General features: G+C 32.9%; 16 protein-coding genes and 1 tRNA gene. 9 read left to right on the plus strand and 8 right to left on the minus strand.

Annotated elements, in window-relative coordinates:
- Window positions 1–2,489 (minus strand): PKD domain-containing protein (locus tag IEV63_RS10995; protein WP_188406869.1); only part of this gene is annotated, 2,489 nt, incomplete at its 3' end.
- Window positions 2,490–2,499: 10 nt separating this feature from the next.
- On the minus strand, window positions 2,500–2,919 hold the full coding sequence (locus tag IEV63_RS11000; protein ID WP_188406870.1) for a hypothetical protein: 420 nt from the start codon (window positions 2,917–2,919) through the stop codon (window positions 2,500–2,502).
- Between the two features lie 138 nt (window positions 2,920–3,057).
- Between IEV63_RS11000 and folE the strand changes: the two genes are divergently transcribed.
- The 4 genes from folE to lgt are packed head-to-tail and all read left to right on the plus strand — an operon-like array spanning window position 3,058 to window position 6,368.
- A complete protein-coding gene (folE, locus tag IEV63_RS11005) occupies window positions 3,058–3,726 on the plus strand; it encodes a GTP cyclohydrolase I FolE (protein WP_188406871.1) in 669 nt (222 codons plus the stop codon).
- Window positions 3,727–3,735: 9 nt separating this feature from the next.
- Window positions 3,736–5,229, plus strand: a complete 1,494-nt coding sequence (gene cysS, locus IEV63_RS11010) for a cysteine--tRNA ligase (protein WP_188406872.1) — start codon at window positions 3,736–3,738, stop codon at window positions 5,227–5,229.
- On the plus strand, window positions 5,229–5,489 hold the full coding sequence (gene yidD, locus IEV63_RS11015; RefSeq protein WP_188406873.1) for a membrane protein insertion efficiency factor YidD: 261 nt from the start codon (window positions 5,229–5,231) through the stop codon (window positions 5,487–5,489). The genes cysS and yidD overlap by 1 nt, the downstream gene beginning before the upstream one ends.
- 48 nt (window positions 5,490–5,537) lie before the next feature.
- Window positions 5,538–6,368: a prolipoprotein diacylglyceryl transferase gene (gene lgt / locus IEV63_RS11020; protein WP_188406874.1), complete on the plus strand. Its 831-nt coding sequence runs from the start codon at window positions 5,538–5,540 to the stop codon at window positions 6,366–6,368.
- 202 nt (window positions 6,369–6,570) lie between these two features.
- On the opposite strand, the gene argS is transcribed toward lgt, so the two are convergent.
- Entirely contained in the window at window positions 6,571–8,334 is a 1,764-nt protein-coding gene (gene argS, locus IEV63_RS11025; RefSeq protein WP_188406875.1) for an arginine--tRNA ligase, read from the minus strand.
- Window positions 8,335–8,421: 87 nt separating this feature from the next.
- On the opposite strand from argS, the gene IEV63_RS11030 reads away from it, so the two are divergent.
- Together IEV63_RS11030 and IEV63_RS11035 are read left to right on the plus strand one after the other, a co-directional pair.
- Entirely contained in the window at window positions 8,422–8,850 is a 429-nt protein-coding gene (locus IEV63_RS11030) for a hypothetical protein (RefSeq protein ID WP_188406876.1), read from the plus strand.
- Between the two features lie 12 nt (window positions 8,851–8,862).
- Window positions 8,863–10,293: an SDR family oxidoreductase gene (locus IEV63_RS11035; protein WP_188406877.1), complete on the plus strand. Its 1,431-nt coding sequence runs from the start codon at window positions 8,863–8,865 to the stop codon at window positions 10,291–10,293.
- Window positions 10,294–10,444: 151 nt separating this feature from the next.
- Here the strand turns inward: IEV63_RS11035 and IEV63_RS11040 are convergent.
- Window positions 10,445–10,518, minus strand: a tRNA-Asp gene (locus tag IEV63_RS11040).
- A gap of 266 nt (window positions 10,519–10,784) precedes the next feature.
- Between IEV63_RS11040 and IEV63_RS11045 the strand changes: the two genes are divergently transcribed.
- Window positions 10,785–11,405, plus strand: coding sequence for an IMPACT family protein (locus IEV63_RS11045; protein WP_188406878.1), 621 nt, complete (start codon window positions 10,785–10,787; stop codon window positions 11,403–11,405).
- A gap of 29 nt (window positions 11,406–11,434) precedes the next feature.
- Here the strand turns inward: IEV63_RS11045 and IEV63_RS11050 are convergent, their stop codons facing one another.
- Genes IEV63_RS11050 through IEV63_RS11060 form a run of 3 tightly spaced genes read right to left on the minus strand, consistent with a single transcriptional unit; the run spans window position 11,435 to window position 14,100 of the window.
- Complete coding sequence (locus IEV63_RS11050; protein ID WP_188406879.1) at window positions 11,435–12,154, minus strand: head GIN domain-containing protein; 720 nt, start codon at window positions 12,152–12,154, stop codon at window positions 11,435–11,437.
- Window positions 12,147–13,763: a PspC domain-containing protein gene (locus IEV63_RS11055; RefSeq protein WP_188406880.1), complete on the minus strand. Its 1,617-nt coding sequence runs from the start codon at window positions 13,761–13,763 to the stop codon at window positions 12,147–12,149. The genes IEV63_RS11050 and IEV63_RS11055 overlap by 8 nt, the downstream gene beginning before the upstream one ends.
- Window positions 13,756–14,100: a PadR family transcriptional regulator gene (locus IEV63_RS11060; protein ID WP_188406881.1), complete on the minus strand. Its 345-nt coding sequence runs from the start codon at window positions 14,098–14,100 to the stop codon at window positions 13,756–13,758. Before IEV63_RS11060 ends, IEV63_RS11055 begins: the two co-directional genes overlap by 8 nt.
- 192 nt (window positions 14,101–14,292) lie before the next feature.
- Between IEV63_RS11060 and IEV63_RS11065 the strand changes: the two genes are divergently transcribed.
- Window positions 14,293–14,748, plus strand: a complete 456-nt coding sequence (locus IEV63_RS11065) for a DUF4442 domain-containing protein (RefSeq protein WP_188406882.1) — start codon at window positions 14,293–14,295, stop codon at window positions 14,746–14,748.
- A gap of 115 nt (window positions 14,749–14,863) precedes the next feature.
- On the plus strand, window positions 14,864–15,061 hold the full coding sequence (locus IEV63_RS11070) for a hypothetical protein (protein WP_188406883.1): 198 nt from the start codon (window positions 14,864–14,866) through the stop codon (window positions 15,059–15,061).
- A gap of 40 nt (window positions 15,062–15,101) precedes the next feature.
- Here the strand turns inward: IEV63_RS11070 and IEV63_RS11075 are convergent, their stop codons facing one another.
- Window positions 15,102–15,893: a DUF2797 domain-containing protein gene (locus tag IEV63_RS11075; RefSeq protein WP_188406884.1), complete on the minus strand. Its 792-nt coding sequence runs from the start codon at window positions 15,891–15,893 to the stop codon at window positions 15,102–15,104.
- Between the last annotated feature and the right edge of the window lie 21 nt (window positions 15,894–15,914).

Genomic DNA, 15,914 nt, shown 5'->3' on the forward strand with positions numbered 1-15,914 from the left:
AAGTAACTAATGCTGTAATCTGAAGCTTCTTGGTTGGCACCCAATACCAAGCCGTTTTGCTGGGTTAAGTTAAATACGCCTTCGCCAGTGTCACCGATTTCACATTCTTCGATTAGGGGGAGTGGGCTGTTGCCGATTTGTACATTAAATAAATTAAGTTCAAAACTAAAAATACTTGAGCAACTACCTGCATCTAGTGTTCTGGTAATTTGCACAAAAATATCTTGTGAAACAATACCTTCAGGCAATTGATATGTTGTAGTGTTCGTAATTGCATTTTCTTCATTTTCAGCATCAGCTTCAGTCAAGAAATACTCTATAGTTTCAACATCATCAGGATCATTTACTCCCATAGATGTTAAATTATTCTCTGTAAGATCGAAGGTTTCAGTTCCAGAAAAATCACCACATTCATAAATATTAAAAATTTGCTCTATTTGTACTTCAACACAAGCAAATAATTCAAACGAACGCACCAAAACACAATCAAGATTTTCTAAACTTCGTATCCCAACAAAAGCAATAAGATTAGTACCTGCATTATAATTAGAAGTGTTATCAATTGGATTTTCGAAATTAAGTGCATCTTGTTCGGTTTCAAAATATGCAAATTCTACATCTAAAGTGCTTTGTCCATCGAGAACAATATTGTTGTTGATCGTTAAATCGAAAAACACAGGATTATTAGGATCTATAGGCTCTACTACTAAAGGTTCTCCAATGGTTAAAACTGTGGTATTAATTTCAAAACTGTTTATAGCAGAACAAGAAGATAGAGAATTATTCTCAGCTCTAACGTAAATGGTTTCAGATTCATTAGCAGGCTGGTAAGCTTCTGGATTCTGAATGGGGTTTGTATTATTCTCAGCATTTACAAATGTTGGATAAAAGGTAACATTCAATTCAGAATCTGTTATTCCTGTAATTCCTAAATCAACTTCGTTTAAATTCACTGCTGCATCATCAAAATCTTCTACACAAAGGTCTATATCTTCAATATCGGGCTGTATAGCAGGTTGTTCAAAAAAATTAATATCTACCGTTCCATCTACCGATGTTCCGCTAATTGGGTTTTCTGCTGTAAGTCTATAGGTTCCGCCTGGAGCAGTGACTGTTAAAGATGACTCGTTTTCATCTGGTATAACTTCGAACTCATCGGTTGTATTATTAAATAATTCCCAAGTGTATTCAACTTGATCGCCTACTAAATCAGCTGGCAATGAAGAAAATATGGTATATTCTTCACCCACACACAGATCAACATCATCTCCTAAAATAGGACAACCCGAAACTCCAGCACCTGGCTGACCGTCGTTAGTTTGTTGGAAACTAATAAAGCCAGGGCTTTGATTAAAATTAGTGATTAAAACAATGTAAAATTCGCCTTGTTGGGCATTAGGAATAGTCATAGTCTCTACAGGAGCGGCAGAAAAACTACAATCTACTTCGTTAGCTGAAATTAAGTCATCACAATTTCCATCTGGTGTATCAAATGGACCCCAGATAATAAAATCTACATCTAAGCTTGGATTGTTAAAATTCGGAGATGTATCCTGCTCCAAAAGAAACACAAAATCTCCAGACTCTTCCACTTCCATAAAAAACCAAGCTGGATAAGGCTGAGAGCCTAAACAACCATAATCTGGACCAGGCTCAGCAGATTGAGCACCACCTGGCGTTTGATTATTAATATTCGGGAAAAAATACAAATCTCCACCCGCACAAAAAGCTTGTGCTTCGGCGCAGGAGTCGCTTGTTCTTGAAATTACCTCTACACTAGCTAAATCTGTATTTAATGTTTCACACCCAAATTGATCGATTACCGTAACTTGAACGTTGTATACTAAAACCGCTTCAAAAGCATGTTGCACAAACGGCACATCGGTAGTTGTGGTTTCGCCGTCACCAAAATCCCATAGATAGGTATAACTTTCATTATCTAAACCTTCGTGATCAATTTCAAGTGTAACAGGAATAAAATCGCCCACTTCGTAATTACCACTTGTGTTATTAAAAGTTGATGGTTGTAAACCAACTAGTGTAGATGGAGTAGTTTCACAAGGAGCACGACAGCCAACATCAAAAGCAATTTCTGCAGAAATAAAATTTGGAACAAAACCTGAAGATATTGCAATGGTAATACAACCTGATGGGTTTTCATCAGCATCTGAAGCTGAAACTAAACCAAGAGAACCATCGTAAGGAATTTCATTACCTGTTGTATCGTTACCATCATAAATGGTAAAATCAACAATACTAGGAATATTGAATGCAGTAAAATCTAAGGTACTAATTTGTGTGTCATCATCAGGGCAAATGGTGAACACAATATCTAGAGTGCTCAAATTACCGTTTTCATTGTTTATGAAAAATGAATCTTCACAAGATGAAACATTTGCTAATCCATCATTATCTACAATATCGTTAATATTGGTCTGAGCATTAACTGCAAAGCTTATTAGGGAAATAAAAAGTAAAAAATATTTCATTGTATAAATATTATTTAGAAATGGGTAAAAGACCTATAATATAGCTAGTATTATCAGAATAATAATAAACAGTTTTTGTATTGTAGGTATTCAATTTGTACTTATAGGGATTAAATTCTTTATAATCTTCAGGAAGATTAAATTCTAAATTCGGATTGTAATGTTCAATCTTATATACTTTATCCATATTAATGGTTGGTAGGTTATCTGGAAAGGAAGTTGCTTCATAAAAAACAATTCTATCTAAAATCCCTTTGTAAAAATCAATTGATTTTTGATTATTTTTGATAGCATCTTCAGCAGCATCGGCATATACATCAGTAACAAATTTTTCAAAATTTTCAACATTCGCTTCACCAATTTTTTGTTGAGCAAACAAACCTGTAAATCCTATGAAAAGTAAGATTATTGTGTATTTAAAAGTGGCCATATATTTAATTTTAGAGTGGCGAAAATTAATGAAAATATAACAAAAATTAGCCTAATAGAAGAATTATTATAACTCTAACATTCACTAAAACCTATAAAAGCGTAAAAAACATATATTTGCAATTACATTTAATGAACTATGAAATTAGACGAAAAAATCACTGAAATAGGTGATAATCACGTAGGAACATCAACCGAAACTCCTTTAAGAGAAGATGCATTTCATCAATCTGAAGAAGAAAAAAGGAATAAAATTAAACATCACGTTGGCGAAATTATGCATACCCTTGGTTTGGATATGACCGACGATAGCTTGCGCGGTACACCAAATCGTGTGGCTAAAATGTTTGTAAATGAAATTTTTTCTGGTTTAAACCCACAACATAAACCCAAAGCTTCCACATTTGAGAACAAATACAAATACGGCGAAATGTTGGTAGAAAAAAATATTACGGTATATTCAACTTGTGAGCATCATTTGCTTCCTATAGTTGGAAAAGCGCATATTGCCTACATTTCTAGTGGTAGAGTTGTAGGTTTATCTAAAATGAATAGAATTGTAGATTATTTTGCAAAAAGACCACAAGTTCAAGAACGCTTAACCATGCAAATTGTAAAAGAATTACAAATTGCATTAGCTACCGATGATGTTGCTTGCGTGATTGATGCCAAACATTTATGTGTTAATTCTCGAGGCATTCGCGACATAGAAAGCTCAACCGTAACTAGCGAATTTGGTGGAAAATTTAAAGAAATCAATACGCGAAAAGAATTTTTAGACTACATTAAATTAGACACTAAATTTTAAGCTCTACTTATGGCATTATACAACCAACAAGAACTTTATATTTACAATACTCAAGCTACCAAAAAAGAAAAATTCTTACCTGTAAACGAAGGCTTAGTAGGCATGTATGTCTGTGGACCAACTGTTTACAATAAAGTTCATTTGGGAAATTGCCGTACCTTTATTTCTTTCGATTTAGTTTTTAGGTACTTACAGCATTTAGGTTATAAAGTACGTTACGTTCGCAATATTACCGATGCAGGCCATTTGGAAAATGATGCTGAAGAAGGCGAAGACCGAATAGCAAAAAAAGCGCGTCTAGAAGAGCTAGAACCTATGGAAGTGGTTCAAAAATACACGGTAGACTTTCATGATATTCTTCGCGAATTCAACAACATTCCACCTAGTATTGAACCAACAGCAACTGGACATATTGTTGAACAAATTGAAATTATTAAAACTATTGTAGATAAAGGCTTAGCTTACGAAGCCAATGGGAGTGTTTATTTTGATGTAATGGAATACCATAAAAATAACCATTACGGAATTTTAAGCGGTCGGAAAATTGAAGATTTAATTGCCAACACCAGAGAATTGGCAGGACAATCTGAAAAGAAAAACCCACAGGATTTCGCTTTATGGAAAAAAGCTGAACCACAACATATTATGCGTTGGCCTTCACCATGGGGCGTTGGTTTCCCAGGTTGGCATTTAGAATGTACTGCCATGAGCACAAAATATTTAGGAGAAGAATTTGACATACACGGTGGCGGAATGGATTTAAAATTTCCGCACCACGAATGCGAAATTGCTCAAGGAAAAGCAGCTACTGGAAAAGACCCCGTACATTATTGGATGCACGCCAATATGTTGACTTTAAATGGTAAAAAAATGGCAAAAAGTACGGGTAACAACATTTTACCAGAACAAATTTTTACCGGCAATAGCAAGCATCTTTCTAAAGCATACGCTCCAACCGTTGCTCGATTTTTCATGTTACAAGCGCATTATAGAAGCATTTTAGATTTTTCTGATGAAGCTTTGCAAGCTGCTGAAAAAGGTTTTGATCGATTAATGGAAGCTATGCAACAAATTGACAAATTACCAACTTCAAATACATCTAGCCTTGATGTTTCTAATTGGAAACAAAAGTGCTACGATGCTATGAATGACGATTTTAACAGTCCGATTTTAATTGCCCATTTATTCGATGCGGTAAAAATGATTAACGCTATTAAAGTTGAAAAAGAATACATTTCTAAAGAAGACTTACAAATTCTAAAAGAAAGCATGCATTCTTTTGTATTTGATGTACTTGGCCTAAAATCAAAGGAAGCTGCAGTACAAAAAGATGGAAATTCCACGCAAGTAGATTCGTTGGTAAAAATGCTTATTAATCTAAGAGCAGAAGCACGTGCCAATAAAGATTTTGCTACTAGCGATAAAATTCGTGACCAATTGTTTGAAATGGGAGTTGAATTAAAAGACAACAAAGATGGAACTGTCTTCACGGTAAAAGCTTAATGCAACTTTTAAAAAAAATACTGGCTTTTCCTTTTATTGTATTGATTCAGATTTACCGATATGGCATTTCACCTTTTACTCCATCATCGTGTCGGTTTGAGCCAACTTGCTCGGCTTATAGCTTAGAAGCCTTTCAAAAACACCATGTATTAAAAGCATTCTGGTTGAGCTTAAAACGGATCTCGAAGTGCCACCCATGGGGAAGCTCAGGTTACGATCCTGTGCCACCTGCAAAAAATAAAACAAAGGATGCTTCATAACACAAGCTATTTTTTTATGAAAATGTATCTTTACCAAAATTTTAATTTATGCTGCATTCCATCACCTGGGATCCTTCTATAGGAATTGATTTAGGTTTTCTTACTATTCGCTACTACAGCTTAATGTTTTTAATTGCTTTTGGGTCAGGATGGTACATTACCAAAAAAATGTATGAACGCGAAGGTCTATCCGAAAAAAAACTCGATAGTCTTTTTGCTTATGTAGTAGTTGGCACCTTGCTAGGTGCTCGATTAGGTCACGTTATATTTTACCAAGCTGAATTATTTATTGAAGATCCCCTCTCCATTTTATTACCTGCACGTTTTGTTCCAGAATTCGAGTTTACAGGTTTTCAAGGCTTAGCTAGTCATGGTGCAACTATCGGCATATTTATAGCTGCCTTTTTGTACAGTAAAAAAATATTGCAAAAACATGTTTTTTGGATTTTAGACCGAATTGTAGTTCCCGTTTCTTTTGGGGCTATTTTTGTGCGAATTGGTAACTTTTTGAATTCTGAAATTATTGGTAAACCAACTAACTCAGATTTTGGTGTTGTATTTGTGCAGCTTGGAGAAGATTTTGCAAGACATCCTGCGCAATTATATGAAGCTGCCTGCTATGCATTACTTTTTGTTTTTCTATATTTCTTGTACTGGAAAACCGAAATTAGAAAAAAACTCGGACTTACTTTTGGCATTTTCTTTAGTATTTTATGGATTATTCGATTTATTGTAGAATATGCAAAAGAGCCGCAAGTAGCTGAACGAGCAGATTGGTTGTTCAATACTGGACAATTACTCAGTCTTCCTTTTATTGTAATTGGCTTTGGTATTGTGTCTTGGAGTTTACAACGCGATAAGAAAAAGCAAATTCAGTAAAATAGAATACGAAACTCATCAGTTCATAAAAAAGATCTTAAACATCTAACTTTTTTTGTGAATTGCTATTTTAAATTCTACCGCACTTACAAGTTACTTAAATAAACTGTAAAGCAAGAATTGAAATCAGTACGGCCTATTTTTAATGCATTAAGAACTTAATAGTTTAACTATATCTGCTTGATGTTGAAAATAAAAAACCTTACATCTGTTCAGGTACTTCAATTCCTAGTAAAGCAAAAGCACTTTTAATAACATTAGCAACTAGGGCAGAAAGCTCAACTCGAACATGAATTTGTTCAGTTTTATCTGCACCAAGAATACTTACATTTTGATAAAAAGAATTAAACTCTTTTACCAAATCGTAAGTGTAATTCGCAATTAAAGCAGGACTATACTGACTAGCTGCTTGCTGAATAGTTTCTGGATATAATTGCAATTGTTTAATTAAAGCTTTTTCTTTTTCGTGAAAAATATAGGCTTCAACTGCAATAGATTTTGGTGCTTTTTTCAATATAGATTGAATTCTGGCATAGGTATATTGAATAAAAGGTCCCGTGTTTCCTTGAAAATCTACAGACTCTTCAGGATTAAATAAAATTCGCTTTTTAGGATCAACTTTTAGGATGTAATACTTTAAAGCTCCTAAACCAATTTTTTGGTATAGTTCTTCTTTTTCAGCTTCATTATAAGCATCCAGCTTTCCGAGTTCGCTAGAAATTTTCCTTGCTGTTTCGGTCATTTCAAAAATTAAATCGTCTGCATCAACCACAGTTCCTTCTCGACTTTTCATTTTGCCAGAAGGTAAGTCTACCATTCCATAACTTAAATGGTATAAATTTTCTGCCCATGCGAAATCGAGTTTTTTCAAGATTAAAAACAATACTTTAAAATGATAATCTTGTTCATTTCCAACCGTATAAACCATTCCATTAGCTGCAAAATCTTGCATTCGTTGTATGGCAGTACCGATGTCTTGGGTCATGTAAACAGCTGTTCCATCAGCGCGCAAAACAATTTTTTCGTCTAGTCCATCTTCGGTTAAATCAATCCAAACGCTTCCATCTTCTTTTTTAAAAAAAACACCTATTTCTAATCCTTTTGCTACTATATCTTTTCCAAGTAAATAGGTTTCACTTTCGTAATAATTCTTATCGAAATCTACTCCAAGATTTTTGTAGGTTTCCTTAAAACCTTCGTACACCCAATTGTTCATTTTTTTCCAAAGCGCAACCACTTCTTCATCACCTTGCTCCCATTTTTGAAGCATTTGTTTAGCTTCAATTAAAAGTGGTGCTCGTTTTTTTGCTTCTTTTTCTTCTAAGCCTTCAGCTTGTAGAGCTTCAATTTGTTTTTTGTACTCTTTATCGAATTTCACATAGTAATTCCCAACCAACTTATCGCCTTTTAAGCCTGTAGATTCTGGATTTTCTTCATTTCCGAACTTTTGCCAAGCCAACATACTTTTACAAATATGAATTCCACGATCGTTAATAATTTGGGTTTTAATAACCTTTTTACCACTAGCTTTTAAAATTTCAGCTACAGCGTAACCCAACAAATTATTTCGAATATGTCCTAAATGAAGTGGCTTATTGGTATTGGGTGAAGAATACTCTACCATTATTTTTTCGGAAGCTTCAATTGAAAATCCAAAATTTTTAGATTCAGTTATCGTATGTAATTCACTTAAAAAATAAGCATCGCTTAAACTGATATTCAAAAAACCTTTCACCACATTAAAATCCGTCACTTCTTCTACTTCATTTTTTAAAAATGTGCCAATAGCATTTCCTAAAGCAACGGGATTGGTTTTAATGTGCCGTAATAACGAAAAAACAACCAAGGTAATATCGCCATCGAACTCCTTTCTAGTCGATTGAAAATCGAACTCGTTGAGATGTAATTGGTGCTCTTGTTGTAAAAATGTAGTTACGGCAGAAGCTAATTTTTTTTGAATTTGCATGCTAAAAATTTTGAAATGCAAAGATAATCCAAAATTTACAAGGCATTTAGGAAAGTAATGATAGAATTGTCTATTTTTAAAACAAAAATGCTATTAAATATTTCTTACAACCGACCTAAAATTAAAAAGCAAATCGATAATGCCGTGGGTAAGCCTTTTTCGTTAATGCAACGAATTAAAATGAAAGGGATTGGCTCTGGTAAAATGATTATCGATTCTACTAGCATCCAAATTCACAATTTATTAGTCTTAGATAACAATCAAAATGTTTGTGGAATAGAGATGCGCCCAAATGGAATTTTAGTTTCTTTTCGTTCATTATTAGAAACTTATGCATTAATTATTCCTTTTTACAAGTTAAAAATATACAAAGGACAAAGCGATGTGTATTCCATTTATAGAGATGAATATTTTATAAAAGTGAAAGTAAAAGAAAAGCAGCATCACAAATTTATGCAGAAGTTGTTAAACTTTAAGCTTCAGGAATACGATTCCAAACTACAATACCCTAACTAAGAAATTAAATTTATGAAAATTCTGCTTACTGGTGCCAATGGTTACATAGGTATGCGACTTTTGCCTGCTTTGCTAAAAAGTGGTCACGAAGTTGTCTGTGCCGTTCGAAGCGAAGACCGTTTTTCGATTGATCAAGAAACGCGTGCTGAAATTGATGTGATAGAAATTGATTTTTTAGAAGATGTTAAACATGGAAAAATACCTAAAGACATTGACGTTGCATTTTATTTAATTCATTCTATGTCAGGCTCTACAACTGATTTTGATGAGTTGGAGCGTAAAACTGCTGAAAATTTTAATGCATATCTTGCTGAAACTAATGTAAAACAAGTTATTTTTTTAAGCGGAATTGTTAATGAAAAAGAACTTTCAAAACATTTAAAATCTAGAAAACGCGTAGAAGAAATTTTGTACGAAGGCAGATTTAATTTAACGGTTTTACGAGCTGGAATTATCGTTGGTTCAGGTAGTGCATCTTTCGAAATATTGCGCGATTTATGCGAAAAATTACCCATTATGATTACGCCTAAGTGGGTAAATACCAAGTGCCAACCCATTGCCATAAGAAACGTTTTACAATTTTTAGAAGGTGTAATTGGTCGCGAAGAATGTTTCAATCAATCATTCGATATTGGTGGTCCAGATGTGCTTTCTTATAAAGAAATGATGCAAAAATATGCGAAAGTAAGAGAACTTAATTTGAGCATTTTTAATGTTCCTATAATGACGCCCAAGCTCTCTTCGTATTGGTTGTATTTTGTTACTGCTACATCTTATAAATTAGCTGTAAATTTAGTTGATAGTATGCGAGTTGAAGTAGTAAGTAAAGATAAACGCTTGCAAGATTTGTTAGAAATAGAAGCCATTACTTACGAAGATGCTATACGGATGGCATTTGCTAAAATTGAACAAAATCAGGTAATTTCTAGTTGGAAAGACTCCAAAGTAAGTGGTCGATTTTCAAAACGAGACCTCAACAAATACATACAGGTTCCGAGTTATGGATGTTTAAAAGATCACCAACAAATGAAAGCAGAAAACCCTGAAATGGCGCTAGAAAAAATTTGGGCAATTGGTGGAGAAAATGGATGGTATTATGCCAATTTTTTATGGAAAATTCGCGGCTACTTAGATAAGTTTTTGGGTGGCGTAGGATTACGCCGGGGCAGAACCAACAAACAAAACATTTACCCAGGCGATGCGCTCGATTTTTGGCGTGTGTTAATGGCCGACAAAGAAGAAAAAAGATTACTCCTATTTGCTGAAATGAAAGTACCTGGTGAAGCTTGGTTAGAGTTTTATATTGATGCCCATAATGTGGTACATCAAAATGCTACTTTTAGACCGAAAGGTTTACGTGGACGGTTATATTGGTATTGTATGTTGCCTTTCCATTACTTCATTTTCCATGGCATGTTATCTGAAATTGTAAAAAATAAGTGATTTGCGATAATTTATTTTTTTTGATTGAAATCAAGTCTGTAAATCACAATTATTGTAAATAAAAAAGCCTTTCCTTCATCGGAAAAGCTTCTCGTGGTTTTACAACTTAAAACCTGCGTACAAAAAGTACGCTCAACACAACATTTTATTGCGGTCTGGACGAGACTCGAACTCGCGACCCCCTGCGTGACAGGCAGGTATTCTAACCAACTGAACTACCAGACCAAAATTTCAAATATTTACTCCACTCATATCGTTTTGTAAATGCGAGTGCAAATATAAGCGCAATTTCGAAATCACCAAATATTTATTTGATGTTTTTTTACTTTTTTTAAAACACAAAAAATAAACTGTTCAATATCAAAATAAACGCTAAAAATAAGGTGTATTGTCCCTTAGCTTATTTGAGAATTGAACAGTGTTAAAATCCAATGATAAGTCTTTTTTAGGAGTTGTAATAAATAAGTAACTTCGCAATTTCAATAACGTTTATGAGTGACCTTTATTACAGCATAGCTTCGTCTGTTTCAGATATAATTTACAAAGAAAAGGGAAGTAAATTTATTGGCTACGCCTATCCTGTTTCGTCTGAAGAAGATATCGAGCTCGCTTTAGCCAATGTTAAACAAAAGCAACACAAAGCTCGACATTTTTGTTACGCGTGGCAGTTAGAAAAAGATTACTCTAGATTTAGAGCTAATGATGATGGCGAACCTTCTAATTCGGCTGGAATGCCAATTTTTGGCCAATTACAAGCTTTTAATTTAACTAATTGCTTGGTAGTTGTGGTTCGGTATTTTGGTGGTACTAAGCTAGGCGTTGGCGGTTTAATTAGTGCTTATAAAACAACTGCTCAACAAACTTTACAACAAGCAAAAATTACCAAACATACTATTGATGAACAATTTAAAATACAATGTAATTATGATTTAATAAATGTTGTAATGCGGTATATTGAAGAAGATAATTTACAGCTTATTCATCAAAATTTAGAAATGAATTGCAATTTCACGCTTGGTGTTCGCAAAAAAGAATTTAATCGCGTATTACAGAAATTTCAAAAAGTATATGGTTTAGATGTAAAACATCCTTCCCTAGAAAAGGAAGGATGATAAAATACAAATTAATTTAATAACTAAGACTAAAGTTGCTTTACACTTCCACCCGAACTAGTTGACTTATCAATTGATTTTGGTTTTCCATTGTATTTAATAGATGCACCGCTAGAGCTACTTGCATTCAAACTTTCATTAGCCGTTAACTTTATTGAAGCTCCCGAGCTTGCAGAAGCATTTACGTTTTCTGCTATTAAATCTACAGCATTAACACCTGTTCCACTTGAAGCTGAATAAGAAATTGAATTGCTTTTTCCACTTAAAATTACGTTAGCACCACTAGAAGAAGAGACGGATAATTCTTTTGTGTCAATTACTATTTCAGCTTTACAACCGCTTGAAAAACTAGTTTGAAGCTTTTCACTTTCTATTGCAGATGCAGAATGTAAATAAATTCCACTTGAGACTGAAAGCTGGGATAAGTTTTCAGTATAAAAAAGTTGAATTAATTTTTTGTTAGCCTTCCTTATATTGTTGTTAGCTTCAATTACAAGTTCATTATCTTCCAAAGAGAAGACTAACTCTTCCATCAGGTTTTTATTGGCTGATATCAACATTCTGTTTTCATTAGCAGGTATCAATTCTACTTCCCAACCATTTTTTAAATGAAGAGAGTTGAAAGCATCTAATTGCATTTCTTGTTGAATTACTTCTCCTTTTCCATTTACACTATTGGTAATGTATCCGCACTGAGTTAAAGTTAGCGATACAAAAAGACTAAATACTAATTTTAAAATACTACTCATGGTTTTGGTTTTTAGGTTTATTTTGAATACAGGTGGTACAGACTAATTCATAATCTTGAACTTGAAATACATCTGATGAATTATCAGTAAATTTTAAGTAATTCGTTTGTCGGTAATCTTTAAAAACTGACACATTTTTATCTACTTTAAAATATAAACCATCAGGTAAATATAAAATTAAATTCAATTTTAAATCCATGTCCTGCAGTGCAATGTCTGAAGTATAAAAAGCATCTAGTAACAAATCATTTTCATTTTGAGTATAAGAATAACTAATTAGTTGAGCATTACTTCTAGCTTCTTTTGTACTCTTTCCAGATGATTTTTTACTTATTCGAAGTTTTGGAATTGTATCGTTTGATGGCTGTATAGCAATATAAATGGAAGTACCTACTAAAATATCTTCTCCTTTTTCTGGATTGTATTTTATTTGATTTGTAGAAGATCTGTAAATCTGTTCAGTATAATTTAAATTAGGAATCATTTGTATAGAAAGTGTGTCTTTTATAGAAGCTTGTAAATCCTGAAGCACAACAACTTCGCTTGTAATATTAGAAGCTATTCCCTTTCGAATTCCTAAAAATGAAACATATGCAATAGCAATAAACCACAGCGCTAAAAAAATTACTACGGTTCTAAGTTTAAAAAGTTTCAACTTATGATTGATGATTTTCAAGCCAGCCAGAAAAAGAAAATAAACAGGAATAGCAGCTATGCAAAAAAATGTTAGCATTTGCAACCAAACTGGTGCTTCAAAAACAAAAGGTCCTTCGTTAGATAAATTGAAATCTGCAATATCTAAAAAGCTAATGCTTCCAAAACTGATAAAAGAAATAAACATTCCCGCCAAACTTAAGCCAGCAATAAACACTAAAATGAAACCTATAATTTTTACCAACACATTTGCCACTTTACTCAAAATTTCTGTAAGTTGTTCTACAAAACGAGTAACCGTAGATTTTCCATTTTGAGCAGCTTTTTCATAATCGAAGTTTTTAGCGTAGCTAGCGGCTTTTTCTGTATTTTCTTTTACTTTTTTTTCGATGTTCGAAATGTTAATTGGCTCCCCCATCATAGCCAATTTTTGGGCTGTGGTTCTTGCTGCTGGTACAACAATCCAAAGTACGATATATAAAATAGTGAAGGTACCATAAGACAAGAAGAATAAAACTAACCAGATAATACGCATCCATAAAATATCAGTTCCCAAATTATGAGCTAAACCAGCACAAATACCACCCAAAAGATTTTTTTCTTCATCTCTATAAAACTTTTTGTTTTTTGCTTGATGACTTTCATTTTGAAAATTATTGTTTTTTGCTTGGCTAAAATCATCTTCTTCATGGTCAACTTTATAATCGCTTGGTTGCCCCATGATTTTGATGATACGCTCAACTTCAGCAATTTGAACTACTTCTCTTTCACTTTGTAATTTTTCGGTCAATAATTCGGCTATTCTTGCTTCTACATCAGCCAAAATTTCATCGCTACCTTCTTCATTTACCAAATAACTATTTATGGCATCAAGGTAGTTTTTTAAAACAGCATAAGCTTCTTCATCGATATGAAAAAACTGTTTACCTAAGCTTATATTTATTGTTTTATTCATGGTTGGTTGTTTTGTGTTCGGTAATGGTTTTTACGGCAAATTGTAAATCTTCCCAAGTAGTAGAAAGCGCTCTTAAAAAAGCCTCTCCATCTTTGGTTAATGCGTAATATTTGCGCGGCGGACCGCCTGTACTTTCTTGCCAGCGATATTCTAAAAGTCCAGCATTTTTTAATCGCGTTAACAAAGGATAAATCGTGCCTTCGACTACAATTAATTTGGCGGCTTTTAAACTTTCTAATATTTCAGCTACGTATGCGTCGTTACGTTTTAAAACCGACAAAATGCAGTATTCTAAAACGCCCTTACGCATCTGTGCTTGCGTGTTTTCAAGTTTCATCATTTTATTTTATAAAAAGTAACTATATAACTACTTTTAATACACAATGCAAAGATATGTTTATTAAACACTACTTTGCATTACATAATACTATAAATTAACTTAATATTAACTAATTGAGTTGAAATTGAAAAAATTAAAATTGATCAAAAAAAACTGCATAAAAAGCAATTGGAATTGTATATTGAACGCATGAAATTAACACCCAAAAAAATAAATTGGTTTTTATTGTTAAAGCTACCTTCAGCATGGTTTTGTGGTGTGCGTTTAAATTATATTAATCATACAAAAAGCCTTGCTTCTGTTCGTTTTAAATGGATTAATCAAAATCCATTTAAAAGTATGTATTTTGCTGTACAAGCCATGGCTGCAGAACTAACCACGGGAGCATTAGTTATGCAAAGCATACAAAACGAAAACAAAAATATTTCGATGTTAGTGGCTGAAAATAAAGCTGAATTTGTAAAAAAAGCAACTGGGAAAATTCAATTTGAATGCACAGACGGAAAGGCTTTAAATGATGCCATGCAGCTATGCATCAATCAAAAAGAAGGTGCCACTTTTTGGATGAAATCTGAAGGAAAAAACGAAGCAAACGAAGTAGTATCTATTTTTTATTTTAAATGGACATTAAAAGTTAAAAGCTAAGTTGAAGCCTTAATCTCTAACTTTTTTTTAACAACACTTAAGTAATCAAAGTAGTATATTCGAAGATAAATTGTATTTATGATAAAAAAATACTTAACCTAAAACTATTTAAATTATGGCAAGAGCTATGTTTGAATACACAAAAAAAGTATTAAATAGCGTTAGCTTCGACGTTCATTTATTTTCTAAAGAAGTAGAAAAAGCTGTAAAAAGATTACTCCCTTACGAGATTGAAGAATTGCGTTTATATGTTTTACAATTAATTAAAACCAACCCGCAACTACAATCTTCATTGCTTTATTTACCAAAGTGAAAATAAAATTATTTAAAATAAATTTTATGTAGAAATTGTATTAAACATTGATTTCTACATAAAGACCTTCATTATTACGTACGTTAAAAACACGATTATCTTCAAATAACAAATATTGTCCTTTAACCCCTATTAATTTACCTTGGTATGTAGGATTTTTTTCAAGATTTAAAGAAGTTGGTTTCATAGGATATTTTTCAACAGGAAAAACTAATTCTTTTTCAATTTCATTTTCTTGAACATAAGCTCTTACTTCTTCTGGGAGATATTGTACTAATCCAGCTTTTATATCTTCTAAGTTTTTATCGTCTATATCATTCTTTAACATTTTACGCCAATTTGTTTTATCAGCAATGTGTTTTTTCAGAGCAACTTCGGCTATTCCTGCTAGATATCGATTTGGTGTTTCTAAAAAAATTAAGGCTTCATGTGCTCCTTGATCGATCCACCGAGTTGGCAATTGTTTTTTTCTAGTTACGCCAACTTTTACATTACTCGAATTAGCTAAATACACAATATGGGGTTGTAATTGCATTTCTTTTTCAAAAGCTAAATCGCGATCTTCTTCATTTAAATGTGCTTTGCTTTTTTCAGGGTGCATAATCCACTCACCTGCTCTTGGCGTTTCACCAAAACATGAATAGCAAAAACCTTGACGATATATTTTTTTATTTTTTCCACAGTTTAAACATTGGTATTTTAAAAATTTTATAGAAAAAGCTGAATTTATTTTTTGATTTAAATGAATAAAATCTTCGTCAAGATTTAAAAAATATTGAATAGGTTTTGCTTCTTCTGTAAGCATTTTCTTTAAAACTCCTTGATATAGCATATAATCTAACTTTGAAAATTG

This window comes from Psychroflexus salis, from assembly GCF_014640175.1.
Taxonomy (GTDB): Bacteria; Bacteroidota; Bacteroidia; order Flavobacteriales; family Flavobacteriaceae; genus Psychroflexus; species Psychroflexus salis.

Bases quoted from the DNA above. Each gene is read 5' to 3' on its own strand.
- IEV63_RS11000 (WP_188406870.1), bottom strand. From the start codon at position 2,919: ATGGCCACTTTTAAATACACAATAATCTTACTTTTCATAGGATTTACA.
- folE (WP_188406871.1), top strand. From the start codon at position 3,058: ATGAAATTAGACGAAAAAATCACTGAAATAGGTGATAATCACGTAGGA.
- cysS (WP_188406872.1), top strand. From the start codon at position 3,736: ATGGCATTATACAACCAACAAGAACTTTATATTTACAATACTCAAGCT.
- yidD (WP_188406873.1), top strand. From the start codon at position 5,229: ATGCAACTTTTAAAAAAAATACTGGCTTTTCCTTTTATTGTATTGATT.
- lgt (WP_188406874.1), top strand. From the start codon at position 5,538: ATGCTGCATTCCATCACCTGGGATCCTTCTATAGGAATTGATTTAGGT.
- argS (WP_188406875.1), bottom strand. From the start codon at position 8,334: ATGCAAATTCAAAAAAAATTAGCTTCTGCCGTAACTACATTTTTACAA.
- IEV63_RS11030 (WP_188406876.1), top strand. From the start codon at position 8,422: ATGCTATTAAATATTTCTTACAACCGACCTAAAATTAAAAAGCAAATC.
- IEV63_RS11035 (WP_188406877.1), top strand. From the start codon at position 8,863: ATGAAAATTCTGCTTACTGGTGCCAATGGTTACATAGGTATGCGACTT.
- IEV63_RS11045 (WP_188406878.1), top strand. From the start codon at position 10,785: ATGAGTGACCTTTATTACAGCATAGCTTCGTCTGTTTCAGATATAATT.
- IEV63_RS11050 (WP_188406879.1), bottom strand. From the start codon at position 12,154: ATGAGTAGTATTTTAAAATTAGTATTTAGTCTTTTTGTATCGCTAACT.
- IEV63_RS11055 (WP_188406880.1), bottom strand. From the start codon at position 13,763: ATGAATAAAACAATAAATATAAGCTTAGGTAAACAGTTTTTTCATATC.
- IEV63_RS11060 (WP_188406881.1), bottom strand. From the start codon at position 14,100: ATGAAACTTGAAAACACGCAAGCACAGATGCGTAAGGGCGTTTTAGAA.
- IEV63_RS11065 (WP_188406882.1), top strand. From the start codon at position 14,293: ATGAAATTAACACCCAAAAAAATAAATTGGTTTTTATTGTTAAAGCTA.
- IEV63_RS11070 (WP_188406883.1), top strand. From the start codon at position 14,864: ATGGCAAGAGCTATGTTTGAATACACAAAAAAAGTATTAAATAGCGTT.
- IEV63_RS11075 (WP_188406884.1), bottom strand. From the start codon at position 15,893: ATGCTATATCAAGGAGTTTTAAAGAAAATGCTTACAGAAGAAGCAAAA.